Annotated in this window: 17 protein-coding genes; 9 read left to right on the top strand and 8 right to left on the bottom strand. The window is 33.1% G+C overall.

All coding sequences use genetic code 11. The annotated features are described in order from the left end of the window. Nucleotides 1-23: 23 nt before the first annotated feature. From G7A72_RS01900 to G7A72_RS01890, 3 genes are all read right to left on the bottom strand, one after another. Nucleotides 24-965, bottom strand: coding sequence for a RimK family alpha-L-glutamate ligase (locus G7A72_RS01900; protein ID WP_165151211.1), 942 nt, complete (start codon nucleotides 963-965; stop codon nucleotides 24-26). Nucleotides 966-1,019: 54 nt separating this feature from the next. After that, entirely contained in the window at nucleotides 1,020-1,733 is a 714-nt protein-coding gene (locus G7A72_RS01895; protein WP_113665771.1) for an esterase family protein, read from the bottom strand. Nucleotides 1,734-2,034: 301 nt separating this feature from the next. Continuing rightward, complete coding sequence (locus G7A72_RS01890; RefSeq protein WP_113665772.1) at nucleotides 2,035-2,427, bottom strand: glyoxalase; 393 nt, start codon at nucleotides 2,425-2,427, stop codon at nucleotides 2,035-2,037. Between the two features lie 71 nt (nucleotides 2,428-2,498). Here G7A72_RS01890 and G7A72_RS01885 point away from each other — a divergent pair, with 71 nt between their 5' ends. Then, complete coding sequence (locus G7A72_RS01885) at nucleotides 2,499-2,882, top strand: acyl-CoA thioesterase (RefSeq protein WP_091169740.1); 384 nt, start codon at nucleotides 2,499-2,501, stop codon at nucleotides 2,880-2,882. 53 nt (nucleotides 2,883-2,935) lie between these two features. Here the strand turns inward: G7A72_RS01885 and G7A72_RS01880 are convergent, their stop codons facing one another. Next, nucleotides 2,936-4,192 (bottom strand): mechanosensitive ion channel family protein, encoded by a 1,257-nt coding sequence (locus G7A72_RS01880; RefSeq protein WP_165151210.1) that lies wholly within the window; start codon nucleotides 4,190-4,192, stop codon nucleotides 2,936-2,938. Beyond that, entirely contained in the window at nucleotides 4,185-4,463 is a 279-nt protein-coding gene (locus G7A72_RS01875) for a DUF3817 domain-containing protein (protein ID WP_113665774.1), read from the bottom strand. Before G7A72_RS01875 ends, G7A72_RS01880 begins: the two co-directional genes overlap by 8 nt. Before the next feature lie 101 nt (nucleotides 4,464-4,564). On the opposite strand from G7A72_RS01875, the gene G7A72_RS01870 reads away from it, so the two are divergent. From G7A72_RS01870 to G7A72_RS01855, 4 genes are all read left to right on the top strand, one after another. Then, nucleotides 4,565-5,092: a DUF6155 family protein gene (locus tag G7A72_RS01870; protein ID WP_165151209.1), complete on the top strand. Its 528-nt coding sequence runs from the start codon at nucleotides 4,565-4,567 to the stop codon at nucleotides 5,090-5,092. Nucleotides 5,093-5,198: 106 nt separating this feature from the next. After that, entirely contained in the window at nucleotides 5,199-6,743 is a 1,545-nt protein-coding gene (locus G7A72_RS01865; RefSeq protein WP_113665776.1) for a DEAD/DEAH box helicase, read from the top strand. A 190-nt stretch (nucleotides 6,744-6,933) separates the two neighbouring features. Then, the gene (locus G7A72_RS01860; RefSeq protein WP_165151208.1) at nucleotides 6,934-8,271 is read left to right on the top strand and encodes a DEAD/DEAH box helicase; all 1,338 of its coding nucleotides are present in this window, start codon (nucleotides 6,934-6,936) and stop codon (nucleotides 8,269-8,271) included. Nucleotides 8,272-8,368: 97 nt separating this feature from the next. Next, complete coding sequence (locus tag G7A72_RS01855; RefSeq protein WP_165151207.1) at nucleotides 8,369-9,643, top strand: NAD(P)/FAD-dependent oxidoreductase; 1,275 nt, start codon at nucleotides 8,369-8,371, stop codon at nucleotides 9,641-9,643. Nucleotides 9,644-9,662: 19 nt separating this feature from the next. Here G7A72_RS01855 and G7A72_RS01850 read toward each other — a convergent pair whose 3' ends face one another. Both G7A72_RS01850 and G7A72_RS01845 read right to left on the bottom strand, forming a co-directional pair. Further along, nucleotides 9,663-10,892, bottom strand: a complete 1,230-nt coding sequence (locus G7A72_RS01850; protein WP_165153587.1) for a multidrug effflux MFS transporter — start codon at nucleotides 10,890-10,892, stop codon at nucleotides 9,663-9,665. 131 nt (nucleotides 10,893-11,023) lie between these two features. Then, a complete protein-coding gene (locus G7A72_RS01845) occupies nucleotides 11,024-11,758 on the bottom strand; it encodes an NUDIX domain-containing protein (RefSeq protein WP_241258561.1) in 735 nt (244 codons plus the stop codon). 466 nt (nucleotides 11,759-12,224) lie between these two features. Here G7A72_RS01845 and G7A72_RS01840 point away from each other — a divergent pair, with 466 nt between their 5' ends. From G7A72_RS01840 to fucP, 4 genes are read left to right on the top strand one after another with little or no spacing between them, the layout of a single operon-like run. Beyond that, the gene (locus G7A72_RS01840) at nucleotides 12,225-13,607 is read left to right on the top strand and encodes a carbohydrate porin (RefSeq protein WP_165151206.1); all 1,383 of its coding nucleotides are present in this window, start codon (nucleotides 12,225-12,227) and stop codon (nucleotides 13,605-13,607) included. Nucleotides 13,608-13,632: 25 nt separating this feature from the next. Next, the gene (locus G7A72_RS01835) at nucleotides 13,633-14,487 is read left to right on the top strand and encodes a sugar phosphate isomerase/epimerase (protein WP_165151205.1); all 855 of its coding nucleotides are present in this window, start codon (nucleotides 13,633-13,635) and stop codon (nucleotides 14,485-14,487) included. A 55-nt stretch (nucleotides 14,488-14,542) separates the two neighbouring features. Beyond that, the gene (locus tag G7A72_RS01830; protein WP_165151204.1) at nucleotides 14,543-15,481 is read left to right on the top strand and encodes a carbohydrate kinase; all 939 of its coding nucleotides are present in this window, start codon (nucleotides 14,543-14,545) and stop codon (nucleotides 15,479-15,481) included. A gap of 20 nt (nucleotides 15,482-15,501) precedes the next feature. Continuing rightward, nucleotides 15,502-16,827 (top strand): L-fucose:H+ symporter permease, encoded by a 1,326-nt coding sequence (gene fucP / locus G7A72_RS01825; RefSeq protein ID WP_165151203.1) that lies wholly within the window; start codon nucleotides 15,502-15,504, stop codon nucleotides 16,825-16,827. Nucleotides 16,828-17,077: 250 nt separating this feature from the next. Here fucP and G7A72_RS01820 read toward each other — a convergent pair whose 3' ends face one another. Then, nucleotides 17,078-17,584 (bottom strand): DUF2911 domain-containing protein, encoded by a 507-nt coding sequence (locus tag G7A72_RS01820; protein ID WP_165151202.1) that lies wholly within the window; start codon nucleotides 17,582-17,584, stop codon nucleotides 17,078-17,080. Between the last annotated feature and the right edge of the window lie 149 nt (nucleotides 17,585-17,733).

Below are 17,733 nucleotides of genomic sequence, written 5' to 3'. Positions count from 1 at the left end.
TTACTGAATACCGTGACTGAAAACTATTTTACTGCATCTTTGATAAAAGTACCCCATGTCAGGTTCATTTTTCCAGATTTTTGTTTTTTTGCAGCAGCGATTGCCATTTTCGCAGCTTCTTCCACAACCCACTCAAAATTTTCAGCACCTACAGAAGTCAACTCGGCATCAGGAGCTGGATTTCCAAAGTCTATCGCATAAGGGATTCCATCTCTGACGGCAAATTCTACTGTATTAAAATCGTATCCCAAACCTTTACATAGTCTTAAAGTATAATCTTTTATGGTGGCCAACAATTTTTTATCTACTGGAGGACCATCAATTACATAACGTAAATGATGCGGATTTCTTGGTTCATATTGCATAATCCTAACGGCCTTACAACCCAAACAATATACTCTGAAGTATTCCGTAAAAACGATTTCCTCTTGCAACATCATCACTAACTGTCCCGTTTCCTGATGTTTTTCCCAAAACTCTTCAATGTTTTCCAAGCGGTAAACGTTTTTCCAACCACCGCCAGCATAAGGTTTCATGTAGGCCGGAAAGCCAATATATTCAAATATTCCTTCCCAATCCATTGGGTATTTTAAGTTTCGGAATGATTTTCCGGTCGTGTCCGTAGGATGTTCCGCCGAAGGAAGAATCACTGTGTTGGGAAGTGGAACTCCAAGTGTGTCAGCTAATGCATTATTAAAAAATTTATCATCAGCACTCCACCAGAAAGGGTTGTTAATTACATTTGTTCCTGTTAAAGCAGCGTTTTTTAAATAGGCGCGATAAAAAGGGACGTCTTGTGAAATACGGTCAATAATTACAGCATATTCTCCATCTTTATTCTGAACTACCTTATCTATAGCTACTGCTTCCGCAATGATTCCCTTTTCGTTTTTTGAATTGACACGATCAATAAATGCTTGTGGAAAAGTGTCTTCCATTCCAAATAAAATTCCAATTTTTTTCATCTTGATACGTTTATAAATTACTTAATTTTATTTTTTTTCTTTTGGTATTGGAATCTAAAAAAATCTGATTCTTGATAAGTAGTGCGGAAACATTTCTTTCCAAACCGGCCAGTCGTGTTTGTGTTCCTGACGAATATCTAGCCAGTGATGCATATTTCTATCGCTTAAAACTTTACTTAATTTTAGATTGGCATCAAAACAAATATCCCAGTTTGAAGTTCCAAGGACAATATCCATATTCCATAATTCTGGATCATTAAGACCATAGAGATAATCTTCCGGACTGTTATAAAAAACGTCATCATTATGAAAACCATCCAAAAAACTCTTGATATTGAAAGCGCCGCTCATAGAAAATAAGTGACTCACATAACCCGGATGTCTAAATGCAAAATTTGCGGCATGATAACCACCAAAACTGCAACCTGCCATAGCTACTTTGCCTGAGGGCGTATTGTTTTTTACCCTCTCAACTAGTTCATGGCAAATCATTTTGTCATATCTGACATGATTTTCTATACGGTGAACGGGATGGATATTTTTATTGTAAAAACTGTCTTTGTCAATACTATCCGGACAAAATATTTGGATTAAACCTTGCTCAAGGTACCATTTTGCGGATTCTATCAATCCCATATCTTTATTTTCATGGTAACTTCCCATAGAAGTTGGAAATAAGATTACAGGATATCCCGCATGTCCAAAAACCAACATTTCAATATCTCTATTTAAATTTGGGGAATGCCATTTGAAATATTCTTCCTTCATAAAATTACTTTTAACAATTATAATGAAAAAAATTATACAAATTTCAGATAAAAACTAACTTAACTGATAATTATTATAAAAAAGATTAGGATTGTGAAATTAGAAAGAAATAGTAATATTTACATTAAGAAGCAGCAAATTTTTAAATTATAAACAATAAATGAAGTTGTTTTAACATTGTGGAGTTTTAAATCCAAAGCGAATTTCATTTTCAAATCACGGATAAATATCTCCTAAAATTACTATTTGAAATAGATTCATCAATTATACACGTAACGAAATATTGCCTTTAACAGCTTTTTTAAATCTCAAACAGCTGCACTTGGCTTTTTAATCGTTCTACCAGCATACTCATCATTCTTTTGTTGATATTTGAAGAGTTTTTTACATAAACAGCATATTCATCGGCGGTGAATAACCCGATAATCATTCCCTTCAAAGCGTTTCTGAACTTGATGTCTTTTTGGATTGCTTTTTCTATAATAGTTGACTTTTTATCAGCAGAATTACTGTAAAAATCAACTTTATTTTTGCTTATATAATTAGTAAATGACGCTATAAACAAATCATTTTGTAGCTTTAAAATGGGACGAAGCACTTCATTTTGAAATGATTCTTCCGTAGTAGATTGTGTGGTTACGGAACCGATTGTCTGTCCTCGAAATTCTTTTAAAAAAGTATCGCGTGTGTTCATTTTTTTTTCTTTAAAATTAAAACAAAATGAAATAGGAATAGCTTATTTTTACATTTATATATAAAAAATTTATGAGATTTCATACTAGAAAATGGGTAAAACCAGAAGACTTAAATCCAAATGGAACTTTATTTGGAGGTAAATTATTAGCTTGGATTGATGAAGAATTGGCTTTATACACAATTATTCAATTAGAAAACACCAGAATTGTCACCAAGTACATGTCTGAGATCAATTTTAGAAGTTCGGCAAGACAAGGTGATATTATCGAAATTGGAATTGATGTTATAAAATTTGGGAATACTTCACTCACGCTCAAGTGCGAGGCGAGAAATATGATGACCCGCGAAACAATAATTACAATAGATCATACTACAATGGTCAATTTGGATGCCGATGGAAAACCAAAAGCGCATGGCAAAACAGCAATTGAATATGTAAAAGATCGTTTGTAGTTTTTGAAAATTTGATTAGAAACGTCTTTGTAATTTTAATTGAAAAAACACTATCAACTAGGAAATTCGTTTTCTGTGGCTGTCTCGAAAATTTCTAAGTCAAAATATCCTACTGAAGCAATGATGTGGTCAAATATATCCGACATAATGTACTCGTAATTTTCAAATCGTTTGTCATGTGAAAATGCGTAAACCTCAAGCGGAACACCGTGTGACGTAGATTGCAACTGGCGACAAAGCATCATCATGTCCTTGTTTAATTCCGGATAATTAAACAGGTATTCCGTAATATACTTTCGAAATAATCCTAAATTAGTCAAATTTCTTCCATTGATAGCAATTGATTTATCAATTTTATTGGTGGAATTATATTCGTCTATTTCTAATTTTCGGGTATCGATATAGTCTGATATAAGATGAATTTTTTTCAAGTCATTCAATTCGGCTTCTTCTAAAAACCGAATACTGCTTGTTTTGATCAGAATGTGTCTTTTGATGCGTCGCCCGTCAGAATTGAGCATTCCTCGCCAGTTTTGAAACGAATCAGAACTTAAACTATAGGTGGGAATTGTAGTTGTAGTATTGTCAAAATTTCGAACTTTTACCGTAGCCAAATTGATTTCAATCACATCTCCATCAGCTCCAAATTTATCCATTGTAATCCAGTCACCAATTCGAACCATATCATTAATAGAAACCTGAACACTGGAAACAAAACCTAAAATAGTGTCCCTAAAAATCAAGATTATCACCGCGGAAACCGCTCCTAAAATGGTTAAAAGCTCCTTTTGATCAATATCAAATAACTTAGAAATAATTAAGGTTATTCCAATTACCCATAGCATTATCATGATTACCTGAATAAAACTGTCGATTGGTTTGTCGCTAAATCTCGGTTTTAGTTTTAAATAATCGCGTAAAGCATTGAATATCGTACGTATAATCCATAAAACCAGAATGATGATGTAGATTCCAACCAATTTTCCAAAAAAACCTTCCCAATATTCAAATCGATCTAAAATAATTGGAACTGATTTGTAAATAAACAACAGCGGAATTAAGTGAGCGATGTATTTCGCCGTTTTGTTGGTTACCAGTAAATCATCAAATTTAGTTTTGGTTTTTTGGGCAATAACGGCCATAATGGTAACCAAAATAAGCCTGAAAATCACGTATATCACATACGCCATTACACACAAAAAAATAATGTTTAGCACTAAGCTAATATAGGAAGCTGAACTGCTACCTAATCCCCATTTTCGAAATACAGGATATAGAAAAGTGAATATTTTTTCTATGTATTTATACATTTTTCAGGTATTTTCTTTCTATGTAAAAAGTACCAAATGGAGGAATTGAAGCAATACAAATTATAAAATATTTTTTAAAATCCCACTTTTCTTTAAATTTTAAAATTGTTGCAAGAACTATGTATAAAGTAAATAATATCCCATGCACCATACCAATATGTTTAACATAAAAAGGATCATTATAAATATATTTCATTGGCATTGCAAAGAAAAACAATAGTAAAGCAGATATTCCCTCTATTATTGCAGTAATTTTAAAAATCTTAAGCATTTGAATTTATTTAAATTTAATGTGCAAAAATAAGTATTAAGTTTGATTTTTAGCGCATTGATTCCTAAAGTAAATTACTTTTGTATCCTTAAACTTTGATAATGAGTAAACGCGATTTAAAAAAATACTTAGCCGAACTAAATAAGGAGCAACTCGAAGAACAAATTATCGAATTGTACGAGAAATTCAGTCCCGTAAAAGTCTATTATAATTTTGTTTTTAATCCAAAGGAAGAAACGCTTTTACAGGAATGCAAACTCAAAATTTCCAATGAATATTATCCGTTCAAAAAGGCGGGAAGACGCAGCAAACCAAAAATGCGTCGCTCTGTTGCTCAAAAATATATCAAGCATTTCCTTCTTTTGGGAGTAGATCCCTTTGTAATTGCTGATGTCATGCTGTACAATATTGAAATTGCGCAAACATTCTCATCCGAACATGATATAAAACAAGATTTGTTTTTCAAAAGTATGTTCAATTCTTTTGAACAAGCAGTAATTTTCTTGATTTCAAACGGAATTTTGAATGACTTTAAACTAAGAATAACTGCGATTCATGACGAAACTATCAAACAAAAATGGTATAACGAACCTGAATTTAATGCTATTATAGAGCGATTTGAATATTAATATCCTGCATAATTCAATTTTATTTAATCAATCGCATTTTTTTTATTTAAAATTGACAATTAAACTGTTTTTTAGGCGTATTTTTGCAAAAATCCAACAATAAGCAATGTCCCAAAACACTTTAGAAATAGAAATCGAAGACAAAAAAGAACTTTATGCGTACCAAAAAGGCGATATCGATGCCATATTTGAACGCATTGATAATGCACCACCACAGCATCATTTGTTATACCAATTGCCGACAGGCGGTGGAAAAACAGTAGTTTTTTCTGAAATCGTACGACGTTATTTGTCTCAACACGATAAAAAAGTAGTTGTTTTAACACACCGAATTGAGTTGTGTAAGCAAACTTCAAAAATGTTGAAAGGTTTTGATGTGAAAAACAAAATCATCAACAGTAAAGTAAAAGAACTTCCGGACCAAAACGATTATTCTTGTTTTGTGGCCATGGTCGAGACTTTGAAAAACCGTATCAATGATGAAAAATTACATTTGGATAATGTAGGATTAGTAATCATCGATGAGGCACATTACAATTCATTCCGAAAATTATTAAGCTCTTTCAAAAATGCCTTTATATTAGGAGTAACAGCTACACCTTTGAGTTCCAATATTAAATTGCCAATGCACGAAAGCTACGATGAGTTAATCGTAGGCGACACCATTAGTTCTTTGATTGCAAATGGATTTTTGGCAAAAGCGGTTACGTATAGCTATGATGTTGGTTTAACCTCGCTAAAAGTAGGTATCAACGGGGATTACACTGTTAAATCATCAGATGATTTATATACGAATATGGCCATGCAGGAAAAATTGTTGCATGCTTATACGGAAAAATCTTTGGGCAAGAAAACCTTAATTTTCAATAATGGTATCAATACGTCTTTATATGTGTATGAAACATTTAGAGAAGCCGGTTATGCCATCCGCCACTTAGATAATACCAGCAATAACGAAGAAAGAAAAGATATTTTGCATTGGTTCAAGCACACGCCGGATGCTATTTTGACTTCAGTTGGAATTCTTACCACCGGATTTGATGAGCCAACCGTAGAAACAATTATTCTGAACAGAGCAACAAAATCACTGACATTATATTATCAAATGATTGGTCGTGGTTCTCGAAAATTACCTAATAAAGATACTTTCAACGTTATCGATTTAGGAAATAATGCTGCCCGATTTGGATTGTGGAGCGAGCCTGTAAACTGGCAGCACATTTTTAAATCACCAGAATTTTACCTTGAAAATTTACGTGACGATACAGAAATTGAATTGTATTTTAAATACAGTATGCCTCCTGAAATCCGTGCAAAATTCAGTAAAACCGAAGTAGTAAATTTTGATGTCGATGAAGAGCACAAACTCATTATCAAACAAAATCTGCGCTCTAAAGAAGTTTTGGAAAAATCATTGGAGCAACACGCTGCCATGTGTGTAGACAATTCGGATACATTACAAGAAGCAAAAGCATTAGGAAAACTGCTGGATGACGATATCGATTGTCGCATCAAGCGCTATTCAAAATGTTTGAGTCAGTGTAGTAAAAATTACCGCGAATGGCTTGTTGACGATTACAAACTGAAACTCGTATTGTTAACAGGGAAAAAATATCGTGAGAAAATCATGAACGAACCGGACGAAGATTAATATTTCTTTTTCAAGGAGCTAATCCTGCTATTCGTTGCAAATAAAATTCACTGAACTCTGATTAAAATAAAAGTAGTGTGAAGTAATCTTTTCCTTTTTGAAGAAAAAAAGGAAAAGCATCTCCACTGCTATCAGGGCTAAAAATTACGTTTACAAAACAACTATTTTATAAAATATAAAATTCAAAAATATGCCAAAACAATTCTCTGATTTAGGAATTTCAGCACCAATAGTAAAAGCGATTACCGAATTGAAAATTGTTGTCCCAACAGAAATTCAACAAAAAGCAATTCCGTTACTTTTATCAAATACTACGGATTTAGTTGGTCTTGCTAAAACGGGTACAGGAAAAACAGCAGCTTTTGGATTGCCTATTTTACAATTAATTGATACTAATTTACCAGTGATACAAGCTGTTATTTTAGTTCCAACACGTGAATTAGGGCATCAGATTTTTTCTAATTTAGAAAGTTTTGCAAAATATTTACCTGAAGTTTCTATTGCGGCAACTTGTGGAGGAATTCCAATTAAACCACAAATAGAGCGACTTTCATTGCCAACACATATTGTTGTGGCAACTCCTGGCAGATTGATTGATTTGATTCAGCGCAAAGCTATCAACTTAAAAGAAACCAAATTCCTTGTGCTCGACGAAGCCGATGAAATGGTTACAATATTAAAAGAAAGCTTAGACGAAATCATCGCTGAGTTACCTGTGGCGCATAAGACTTTTTTGTTTTCGGCAACTATGCCTGGAACTATCAAACAATTGATTCAAAACTATTTGAACAAAAATGTGGTGCAAGTTAGTGCGAACATGGAAACGATAGGAAATCAAGGAATTGACCACGAATATATAGTAGTTGATCCTATCGAAAAACTGGATGTTTTAATGCATTTCTTGAATTCTAAAGAAGGAGAACGCGGAATTATCTTTTGTAAAACGAAAGCAGCTGTCAATAAATTAGCAAAAAATCTGGCAATCAATAGGTTCTCATCAGGTGCATTACACGGCAGTTTATCCCAAGGAATTAGAGATAGAATCATGGAGCAATTCCGTGAAGGACATATCAATATATTAGTAGCGACAGATTTAGCAGCGAGAGGAATTGACGTAAAGGAAATTTCTTATGTGGTGAATTATCATTTGCCAGATGTTTATGAAGCATACGTACATCGTAGTGGTAGAACGGCAAGAGCAGGAGCAAAGGGACTTTCTTTAACGGTTTTGCAACCCGAAGAAGTAGTTGAAATCGCTGATTTCGAAAAAGAATTAGGAATAAAATTTACTCAGTTCAAAAAACCAACCGTTGCCAGTATCGAAGAAAACAATACTTTGTTATGGGCGAAGCAAATTTTCAAGACAAAACCCAATCATGATGTTGCTCTGGAATTAAAAGAAAAAATAAAAACGGTTTTTCATCATTTGACTAAAGATGAGTTAATTGAAAAATTATTGGCTAATTATATATTGCAAAATAAAAATGAACCAACAGAAAAACCGGTTAAAAGACAAAAAATGAAGTAAAATTTATAAGTTTTTTAATACTTGTATATTTAATCACATCCATAAATAGCTTATATTTATGGATGTTTTTTTTTGATTGAATATTAAATAATACTTTATGGAAATTGTAATAATAGGTGGAGGATTTGCGGGAATTAATCTTGCTAAAGAACTAGTAAACGAAAAAGGTATCAACGTAACGCTCGTAGATAAAAACAATTATAATTTCTTTGCTCCGCTTATATATCAGGTTGCAACGGCTTTTTTAGAACCGTCCAGTATCAGTTATCCATTTCGAAAATTTTTCTCAGGGAAAAAAAATCTACAATTCCGTCTTGGAAATTTATTAAAAGTAAATCCTTCCGAAAATAAAATCATCCTCAACAATGGAGAATTAACATACGATTACCTAGTTTTTGCCACTGGTGCCGAAACAAGTTATTTTGGAATGGAAAACGTAAAGAAAAATGCTATTCCAATGAAAACGCTGAATGATGCAATCGTGATGCGTAATACCTTGTTGAAAAATTTAGAAAAAGCAGCCATTTGCAAAGACATTCGCGAACGCCGAAAATTATTAACCATTGTTGTGGCTGGCGGCGGTCCAACAGGAGTGGAAGTTTCTGGAATGTTTGCTGAAATGCGTAAAAGTATTTTGTTGAAAGAATATCCGGAATTAAGTACTACCGCAAGCAATATTTATCTGGTTGACGGCGCAAATGCCGTATTATCACCTATGAGTAAAGCATCGCAGGAAGACACACTGGATGCATTGACGAAATTGGGCGTTGTAGTAAAATTAAATACTACTGTGGTGGATTATATTGATGACACCGTGTATTTTGGAAATGGCGAAACCATTCAAACCAAGAACTTGATTTGGGCCGCAGGAGTTTCTGCAAAAATATTTGAAGGAATTCCGGCTGAGAGTTATGGTCGTGGAAAAAGAATGGCTACTGATGCCTTCAATAAAGTGAATGGTACCGAAAATATCTATGCAATAGGCGATACTTGTATTCAACTTACAGATACCGATTTTCCCAATGGTCATCCGCAAGTGGCTCAGGTTGCGATTCAGCAAGGGATAAATTTGGCAAATAATTTTAAAAGAATGAGTCAAAAAAAGCCATTAAAACCCTTTAAATATAATGATAAAGGATCTATGGCTATTATTGGAAAAAATAAGGCTGTAGTGGATCTACCAAAACCAAAAATGCATTTCAAAGGCTTTTTTGCCTGGATTATATGGCTGTTTATTCATCTCATCTCATTGATTACTTATCGCAACAGAGTGAAAACATTCTTTAACTGGATGATTGCTTATTTCGCTAAAGATCAATCACTTCGAATGATTATCAGACCCGATAAAAAGATAAAGGCAGAAGTAAAATAATACTGAATCGAATCTATATTTAATGAACTATTACAATTTCTTCATCACCTGAAGTTGTAATAGTTTTTTTTATGTTTCGTTTTCCAAAAATTAAAATAATCAGTGCCAGAATTGTAGAAACTGTCATAATCCAAACCATTGGCAACATAGAATTTTTTACAAAAACGCCCACTGCAAAAGATGCTAAAGCACCTAAACCTAATTGAATCGCACCCATCAATGCGGAGGCACTACCGGCATTTCTTGAAAATGGAGCAAGGGTAAGTCCCGCAGTATTGGGATTTGAGATGCCTAAACACGCCAGAAATAAAAACAACATTGCAATGGTTTCATATAAACCTAAAAGATCATTCATTGCCAAAATCAGAAATAAAACACTAATTCCTGCCTGTGAAACTAATGCACCTAGAATCATTTGTTCACTGTTGAACTTTCTTAATAACAATGAATTTAATTGGCTGGCACTTATAAAACTTAACGACATAAAGGCAAATATCCAGCCATACGTTTTTGCATCAACTTCAAAAATATCCATAAATAAAATAGGAGAAGCCGCAACATAAGTAAACAATCCGGAGAAAGCAATCGCACCAGCAAAAGCGTACGTATAAAATTGAGGTTCTTTCAGAATGCTAATAAAGTTGCTGATAATAGGTTTTGGTTTTAAAGAAATAGAAGTATCAGGCAAATAACTGTTTGGTAAAACGATTTGGGCAGCTATAAGAATTACAATTCCCATGCACATCAATATAAAAAATACGGTATGCCAACCATAATCTGCGGTAACGTAACCACCAATAGTCGGCGCCAGCATTGGCGAAAGCCCAACAACTAACATTAATAAAGAAAATACTTTTGGAATATCTTTTACTGGAAACAAATCCCGAACCATAGAAACAGAAGCTACTGTAGCAGCACAACTACCAACAGCTTGAATAAATCGTAATCCAATAAAAGTATCAATATCAGTTACAAAAACGCAACCTAATGATGCTAATATGTAAACTAACAATCCTATAAATAAAGGTTTTTTTCGACCAAAACGGTCTAATAATGGTCCGTAAAGCAATTGTCCTGCGGAAATTCCGATAAAATAACTGGATAAAGTCATCGAGACATTGGCAACAGAAGTATTCAAATCTTTAGCAATTCCTGCAAAACCAGGCAAATACATGTCTATTGAAAAAGGACCTAAAGCTGTTAATGAGCCTAAAATCAGGATCAATTTGATATATCTTGTTTTTGTCATTTCGGAATCGCTCATGAAAATTGGGATTTTTTAATTTTTTGCAAAGGTAAATAATTAACATCCGAATCGAGACACTTTCCTGCTATAAATAACAAATTGAAATCAATCAATCTTAAAAAAAAAACAGCAATTTAAATATTGATTAAATAAGATTCCTTATAAATTTTCTGATACACATCCTTGCTGAACATAAAGAGTTGGGATGGTCTTTTTGAAACACCTACTTGTTTTTCATCCAAGGCAATAATATACTTTTTCGTCAGCAGTTTTCTTCTGAAATTTCGATTATCCATTTCATTTCCCAGTATAGATTCATACGTATCCTGCAATTCATTGAAAGTGAATTTATCCGGCAAAAGTTCAAAAATAATAGGTTTATATAGTGCTTTTTCCTTTAAATCAGCATAGGCTTCATTGATAATATCTTTGTGATCAAATCCTAATTCCGGTAAATTACTGACAGGAAACCACTGTGCTTCATGTTTGTTATTTTCTAAATTTACTTCTTGAGTTTTCAATAAAAAATAATACGCAATTGTTATGGTACGTTGGTTGAAATTTTCATTTTGGGCCCAAATAATATCTTTTTCATTCATCAAACGATTTGGATCTCCAAAAACTTTAAACTGTTTTTTATAAACATTATCAAGCCCTGTTAACTCCTTCAAAACTCTGGTTGCAGTTTCATCTATGGTTTCCTGCTCAAATGTATGGTAGCCCGTAAGAACATAATCGTTAACCAACGGTTTGTGATTTTCCTTAGATTCTAAATAGCGTTTTATCAATAATACGTTAAGTGATTTGGTAGTGCCGTCAAAACCAAAAACGACGCAGTCTACAGATATATTTGGAATTATTTTAGACATAATAAAGAGTGAGAATATAAATAATTTTTCAAAGAGGCAATGTTACGCAACATCTTTTCCTACTACAAAACTAATGATTTATTTATAATTAAATATTTTCTAAAATATGAATTACTTTTGTAATTAAACGTCACTATTACGTTATATGTATTTTATAAAAAATTAATTCATATTTATTAAAAAAGTACATTATTATGCTAATATTTGTCATATATAAATAATTTTTAAGTTTTTTTTATTGCTAATTAAAAAAAAATAATACATTTGAAAAATAATAATCAAAATGACGCTTAATATTAAAAAGCTTTTATAATATTGTAAAACTAAATTTTTGACCTGAAATAGATTCAAGTATTTGATATATTAAGAGCATAAAAAAATAAAATTTAAGTATATAATAGTTACCGTTCATAAAATTTATAACCACCAAAAACTTATTTGAGCCATTTTTTAAAATAAAACTTCTATGCAAAAAGCACTTTTTATATTCCTATTTTCAATACTGTTCATTCCAATTTATTCACAGGTGGTTATAACTAATTCGAATTTTTCATTAGGCACAACGGGTCGAATCGGGGTTGGGCTTTCGCCAAATGGTGAAGGAAACATGTGGAAACCTTTGAATCTTTCCGGCCAAGGATCATTAGGCGGACGTTTAGAACAAACGGATTACATCGATATCTTACCTGCCATACACTTTTCTCCAAAAATTGACGGTAAAGACAGCACAAACGTAACGTTCCAAATGCGTTTGGGAATGTATTCTGGCAATGGTCAGTTTGTGGGAAATGTAAGCTCCCGTTCTAATAATGGGTTGACTTTTATTCTTCCCGAAGCTTATATTGAAGCCAGAAATATCATGGGAAGTAAATGGTCTGCGTGGGCAGGGTCTCGTTTTCGTCGCTATGATGACATTCATATCAGTGATTATTTTTATTTTGATGATCATTCCGCACAAGGTTTTGGCGTAAGCCATAAAAACACAGAACTAACCATGTTAATGCCAGCTTCTGCTGATTCAACAAATGTGTATCCTTATAATTATGAAGTTACCGTTGCCGGCGCAACAAATCCTGCTATTCGCCAACGCATGGTTTGGATTGGGGAACATAGTTTTCATTTGAAAAATGATAATGTCATCAAACTTTTGGGGGAGTTTCATTATGTTGCTGACAACTCAAAAAATGCTTCTAAAAACTATCCATCGGATAACGGCTGGGTCGCTGGAATTAAATACAATAATCCATTTAAAACTGCTTTACCGGGTTCGTTCAATCAGCTTTCGGTACGATATGGTTCCGGTATTGCAAATGGGGGCGATAACGGAAACACTTTTACTTGGGCAACTTACGGAGCGCCAGATTCTGAAGGAAAATACATAAATGCGTATTCCTTTTCCATGGTGGAGCATTTTCTGCTAAACCTTTCGCAGAAATTCAGTATCAACGGATATGGCGTTTTCACAAAAAGCAAAGGTGGTTCTGCCAATACGAATACGGACGAGTATTTTAATGGTAATCAATTATATAATCAAAAAACGGATTTCGTAGTTGGTTTCAGAAGCTTCTTTTATGTAACGAAGTGGTTGCACTTGATTGAAGAAGTGCATTTTGCCGTACGAAAAGATGGTGATAATCCAGAAGCCAATATGTGGAAATTTTCTTTTGTTCCCACCATTGTGCCCTTAGGAAAAAAAGACCCTTGGAGCCGTCCACACATCAGACTTATAGCCACGTTAGCACACTACAACGATTACGCCAGTAATAATAACTATTCGCCTTTTTTACAAGTGAACCAAAAACGTTGGGGCTCTTTTATTGGAGTAAAAACGGAATGGTGGTTATTTTAAGAAATAAATTTAAAATTATATAGATATGCCAATTTTTGGAACAACAATTTTATCATTTATCCCCGGATGGACTGCTGAAGGAGGCCGTTTTGCAATAGAAAAGACCGCGGAATATGGTTTTGATATGCTTGAAATTATCCTACCAAGTTCATTAGATTTCGATGCTAAAACAACAAAAAAACTACTTGACGACAACCGTATTACCGGTCGTTGCACATTGAATTTACCCGCAAACTGTCACATTCCTTTATATCCTGAACAAGCAACTTCGCTTATAAAATCAGCTCTTGACAAAGTAGCCGAAATGGAAGGTGATTTTTTAGGAGGGGTTTTGCATTCCGCCATTGGAACGTTTACCGGAAATCCTTGTACTAAAGAAGAAAGAATAATCATTCAGCAAGTATTTACGGAAGTTGCTGATTATGCCAACAAAAGAAATATCACTATTGCTCCCGAACCTATTAATCGGTATGAAAGTTACGTTTTTACTGCTGCAGATGAAGTGCTTGATATGATTGAATCTATCGGAAAACCTAACATAGGTTTGCACCTGGATACTTTTCACATGAATATTGAAGAGCGAAATTTCTATGATCCCATTATTCGTGCAGGAAACAGATTAAAACATATACATATAACGGAAAGTGATCGCGGTATGACCGGCGAAGGAAACGTTCATTGGGATGATTTTTTCAAAGCTTTGGCAGCCATTAACTATCAAGGTCCGCTAGTTTTGGAGAATTTTTCTTCAGAAATTACAGCATTAGTTGGACCAACTTCCTTGTGGAGACCTTCAAAATACAACTCAGAAGATCTCGCCAAAGGTAGTCTTGCTTTTATGAAGAAAATGATAGACAAATGTTATACCAATCAACTATAAATAAACCTAAAAAAAAGTAATTGTTCAATGCTTTTTTACAATAAAAATCAAAAAAATGAAAAAGAAATTAAACGGTGTTTGTTTTGGAGAAATCCTTTTTGATGTATTTCTCGAGCACAAAAAAATTGGTGGAGCTCCGCTAAATGTGGCTTCAAGATTAAATTCGCTAGGAGGGGAGGTTTCCGTTATTAGTGGAGTAGGAAACGATTTAAACGGAAAAGAATTAATAGAGTATTTGAATGTTTCAGGAATTAACACTGATGCTGTTCAAGTAAAGGATAATTATCCAACGGGTTTAGTCAATGTTATTTTGAATGAAAAAGGAAATGCTTCGTATGATATCAATTATCCTTCAGCGTGGGACAAAATTGAAATTTCAAATGAGAATATTTCTATTGTTGAAAAAGCAGACTTTTTTGTTTACGGAAGTTTATCTTCTAGAGATTTAGTTTCCAGAAAAACATTGGAACAACTTTTAGCGGTAGCAAAATATAAAATATTTGATGTGAATTTAAGAGTGCCACATTACACCAAGAAAAATGTTTTGGATTTATTGCATGCAGCTGATTTTATTAAGTTTAACGATGATGAGTTAAATGAAATTTGCGAAGATTTAAATTCAAATAAAAGGTCATTGGAGCAAAATATCAAATTCATTGCAAAGGAAACCAACACTGATACTGTTTGTGTTACTCTTGGATCTCATGGCGCAGTTTTATATTGTAATGATACTTTTTATCACAATTGCGGTTTCAAAGTAAATGTTGTTGATACTGTGGGCTCCGGGGATTCTTTTTTAGCTTCCTTAATCATAATGTTACTAAATGGGGAAGATCCTCAATACGCCATTAACTTTGCCAGTGCCGTAGGCGCAATTGTGGCTCAAAATGAAGGCGCAAACCCTGTGATTTCATCCTCGGAAATCGATGATTTCTTATCTGGATTTGATAAAATAGAAGCGAAAATCAAGGAATCAGCAACTATTCATAACTAACCAATTAAACCAACCCAACAATGAATCAATTCAAAAAAATCCCTGTAGTCAGTAAGGAATTCGCTTTTCAATTTATCATCATAACCATATTATTTGCGCTGTGGGGAATTGCCAATGATTTAACAACTCCGATGGTTTCTACTTTCAAAAAAGTGATGCCGGAACTTTCGAATACACAAGCATCATTAGTACAATTTGCATTTTATTTTGGCTATTTCTTCATGGCATTGCCGGCTGCATTATTCATTAGAAAATACAGCTATAAATCGGGAATAATTTTGGGTCTTATTTTATATGCAACGGGTGCTTTTTTATTCTATCCGGCAGCACATTACCAAAGTTATACATTTTTTCTTATTTCATTATGGGTGATTACTTGTGGATTAGCATTTCTGGAAACCACTTCAAACCCTTTGATTTTATTCCTTGGAAATAAAGAAACCGCAACGCAACGTTTGAATTTAGCGCAGGCATTTAACCCAATTGGAGCGATAACTGGATTGGTGATGGCGCAGTTTTTAGTTATTAAAGAAATAAAATCAGATGACTATACACAAGAAGCGTATAAAGCTTTAACTTCAAGTGAGTTGGCCAGTATTCGTGAAAATGATTTAGATATTATTAGTATCCCGTACATTGGATTAGGAATTTTTGTCTTAGTAATTTTAATCATTATTATTTTAACAAAAATGCCTAAAACGGCACAAGAAGATAAAATGTCAGTATCTGAATCATTTAAAAAGTTATTTGCCAATAAAAATTATAAACACGGCGTAATTGCGCAAGCTTTTTATGTTGGTGCACAAATTATGTGTTGGACCTTTATTTTTCAATATGTAGACAACATCAACAAAACATTTGGATTAGAATTAACAGCCACATATTACAACATAGCGGCCATGATTTTATTTTTAATGGGCCGATGGATTGGAACTGGTTTAATGAAAACCATAAATCCTTCAAAAATATTAATGATTTTTGGTATTGGAGGAGTAATTTGTTCAGCCGGAGCGATTGTATTACAAGGAATGCCTGGATTAATTTCGCTAGTTTGTATTTCTATTTTCATGTCCGTTATGTTTCCAACAATTTATGGAATAGCACTAAAAGATATGGGAGATGAAGCAAAAATTGGGTCTGCAGGTTTAGTTATGGCAATCGTTGGTGGCGCATTGATGCCGGTTATGCAAGGAAGTATTTTGGATTTAGGCGGTTCTGGTTTTGCTGATATTAAATTATTTGGCTTTATTCCAGAAGTGAATTTTTCCTTTGTTTTACCATTGATATGTTTGGCTGTAGTTGCGTATTATGGGTATAGCACGCTTAAAGCATATAAGAATATATAGTTACATTTTAAATTAAAAAAAGACACGAATAATGTATTATCATTATTCGTGTTTTTTTGTTTTAAATAGATACTTCATGGATAAGAGTTTATTTAAAGTACATTATAAAGTTATAATATTGCAATCTATTTAAATGAACTATAATTTATATTATGTAAAATAGAATTTATAAAAAATCATCATATGTACCATAAAAAAACAGCATCTACTATTGCAGATGCTGTTTATGAAATTATAAAAACCTATCAACTTACTTTACTGAAAATGGTATCATCAAATTATCCCAATTTAACGAAACCGTATTTTTTTCGATAATGTAAACTAATTTTTCAGTTTTCGATTTAGCAACTTCTTGCTTAACCGTAACTCTTAATTGATCTTCATTTTCTTTATATTTATAAGCTCCCCATTGTTTGGCTTCTTTATTGAAAATTATTGTACATTCTTTGTCATTTGGAATTATGAAGAAAGAATATTTACCAGCTGGCAATTTAGCACCTTCTATCATAACCTCTTTATCGGTTTCAAAAGTTGTAGCATCATTGGCTCCAGCACGCCAAACTTGATTAAATGGAACCAATTTTCCCCAAATCTCTCTACCTTTTACCGAAGGACTTCCATAATTAATGGTGATTGTGGCTCCATCAATTTTACCTGTTACAACTTCCTTTGTTGATGTGGGTTTTTCCTGCGCATTAATAAAATTCACAATCAATAATGCAATAAGAGAAAAATGTATTTTTCTAAATAATTTCATAATTTAAATGTATTGGTTAAGGTATAAAAGTAAAAAAAGTTGACATAATTCATCATATTGCTCTTTTAATTTATGAAAAAATTAAGTAATGTATAATTTAACTATTTTGCCTTATTATTGGTAGTGTTATAATTTTTAAATTTGTTATT

It is taken from the genome of Flavobacterium sp. Sr18 (assembly GCF_011064265.1).
Classification (GTDB): Bacteria; Bacteroidota; Bacteroidia; order Flavobacteriales; family Flavobacteriaceae; genus Flavobacterium; species Flavobacterium petrolei.
Note: the sequence above shows the minus strand (reverse complement) of the source record. Positions and strands in the feature narration are given on the sequence as shown.

Coding starts and splice junctions, on each gene's coding strand:
- G7A72_RS01900 (WP_165151211.1), bottom strand. CDS start 965: ATGAAAAAAATTGGAATTTTATTTGGAATGGAAGACACTTTTCCACAA.
- G7A72_RS01895 (WP_113665771.1), bottom strand. CDS start 1,733: ATGAAGGAAGAATATTTCAAATGGCATTCCCCAAATTTAAATAGAGAT.
- G7A72_RS01880 (WP_165151210.1), bottom strand. CDS start 4,192: ATGTATAAATACATAGAAAAAATATTCACTTTTCTATATCCTGTATTT.
- G7A72_RS01860 (WP_165151208.1), top strand. CDS start 6,934: ATGCCAAAACAATTCTCTGATTTAGGAATTTCAGCACCAATAGTAAAA.
- G7A72_RS01840 (WP_165151206.1), top strand. CDS start 12,225: ATGCAAAAAGCACTTTTTATATTCCTATTTTCAATACTGTTCATTCCA.
- G7A72_RS01845 (WP_241258561.1), bottom strand. CDS start 11,758: ATGTCTAAAATAATTCCAAATATATCTGTAGACTGCGTCGTTTTTGGT.
- G7A72_RS01865 (WP_113665776.1), top strand. CDS start 5,199: ATGTCCCAAAACACTTTAGAAATAGAAATCGAAGACAAAAAAGAACTT.
- G7A72_RS01855 (WP_165151207.1), top strand. CDS start 8,369: ATGGAAATTGTAATAATAGGTGGAGGATTTGCGGGAATTAATCTTGCT.
- G7A72_RS01830 (WP_165151204.1), top strand. CDS start 14,543: ATGAAAAAGAAATTAAACGGTGTTTGTTTTGGAGAAATCCTTTTTGAT.
- G7A72_RS01875 (WP_113665774.1), bottom strand. CDS start 4,463: ATGCTTAAGATTTTTAAAATTACTGCAATAATAGAGGGAATATCTGCT.
- G7A72_RS01850 (WP_165153587.1), bottom strand. CDS start 10,892: ATGACAAAAACAAGATATATCAAATTGATCCTGATTTTAGGCTCATTA.
- fucP (WP_165151203.1), top strand. CDS start 15,502: ATGAATCAATTCAAAAAAATCCCTGTAGTCAGTAAGGAATTCGCTTTT.
- G7A72_RS01890 (WP_113665772.1), bottom strand. CDS start 2,427: ATGAACACACGCGATACTTTTTTAAAAGAATTTCGAGGACAGACAATC.
- G7A72_RS01820 (WP_165151202.1), bottom strand. CDS start 17,584: ATGAAATTATTTAGAAAAATACATTTTTCTCTTATTGCATTATTGATT.
- G7A72_RS01835 (WP_165151205.1), top strand. CDS start 13,633: ATGCCAATTTTTGGAACAACAATTTTATCATTTATCCCCGGATGGACT.
- G7A72_RS01870 (WP_165151209.1), top strand. CDS start 4,565: ATGAGTAAACGCGATTTAAAAAAATACTTAGCCGAACTAAATAAGGAG.
- G7A72_RS01885 (WP_091169740.1), top strand. CDS start 2,499: ATGAGATTTCATACTAGAAAATGGGTAAAACCAGAAGACTTAAATCCA.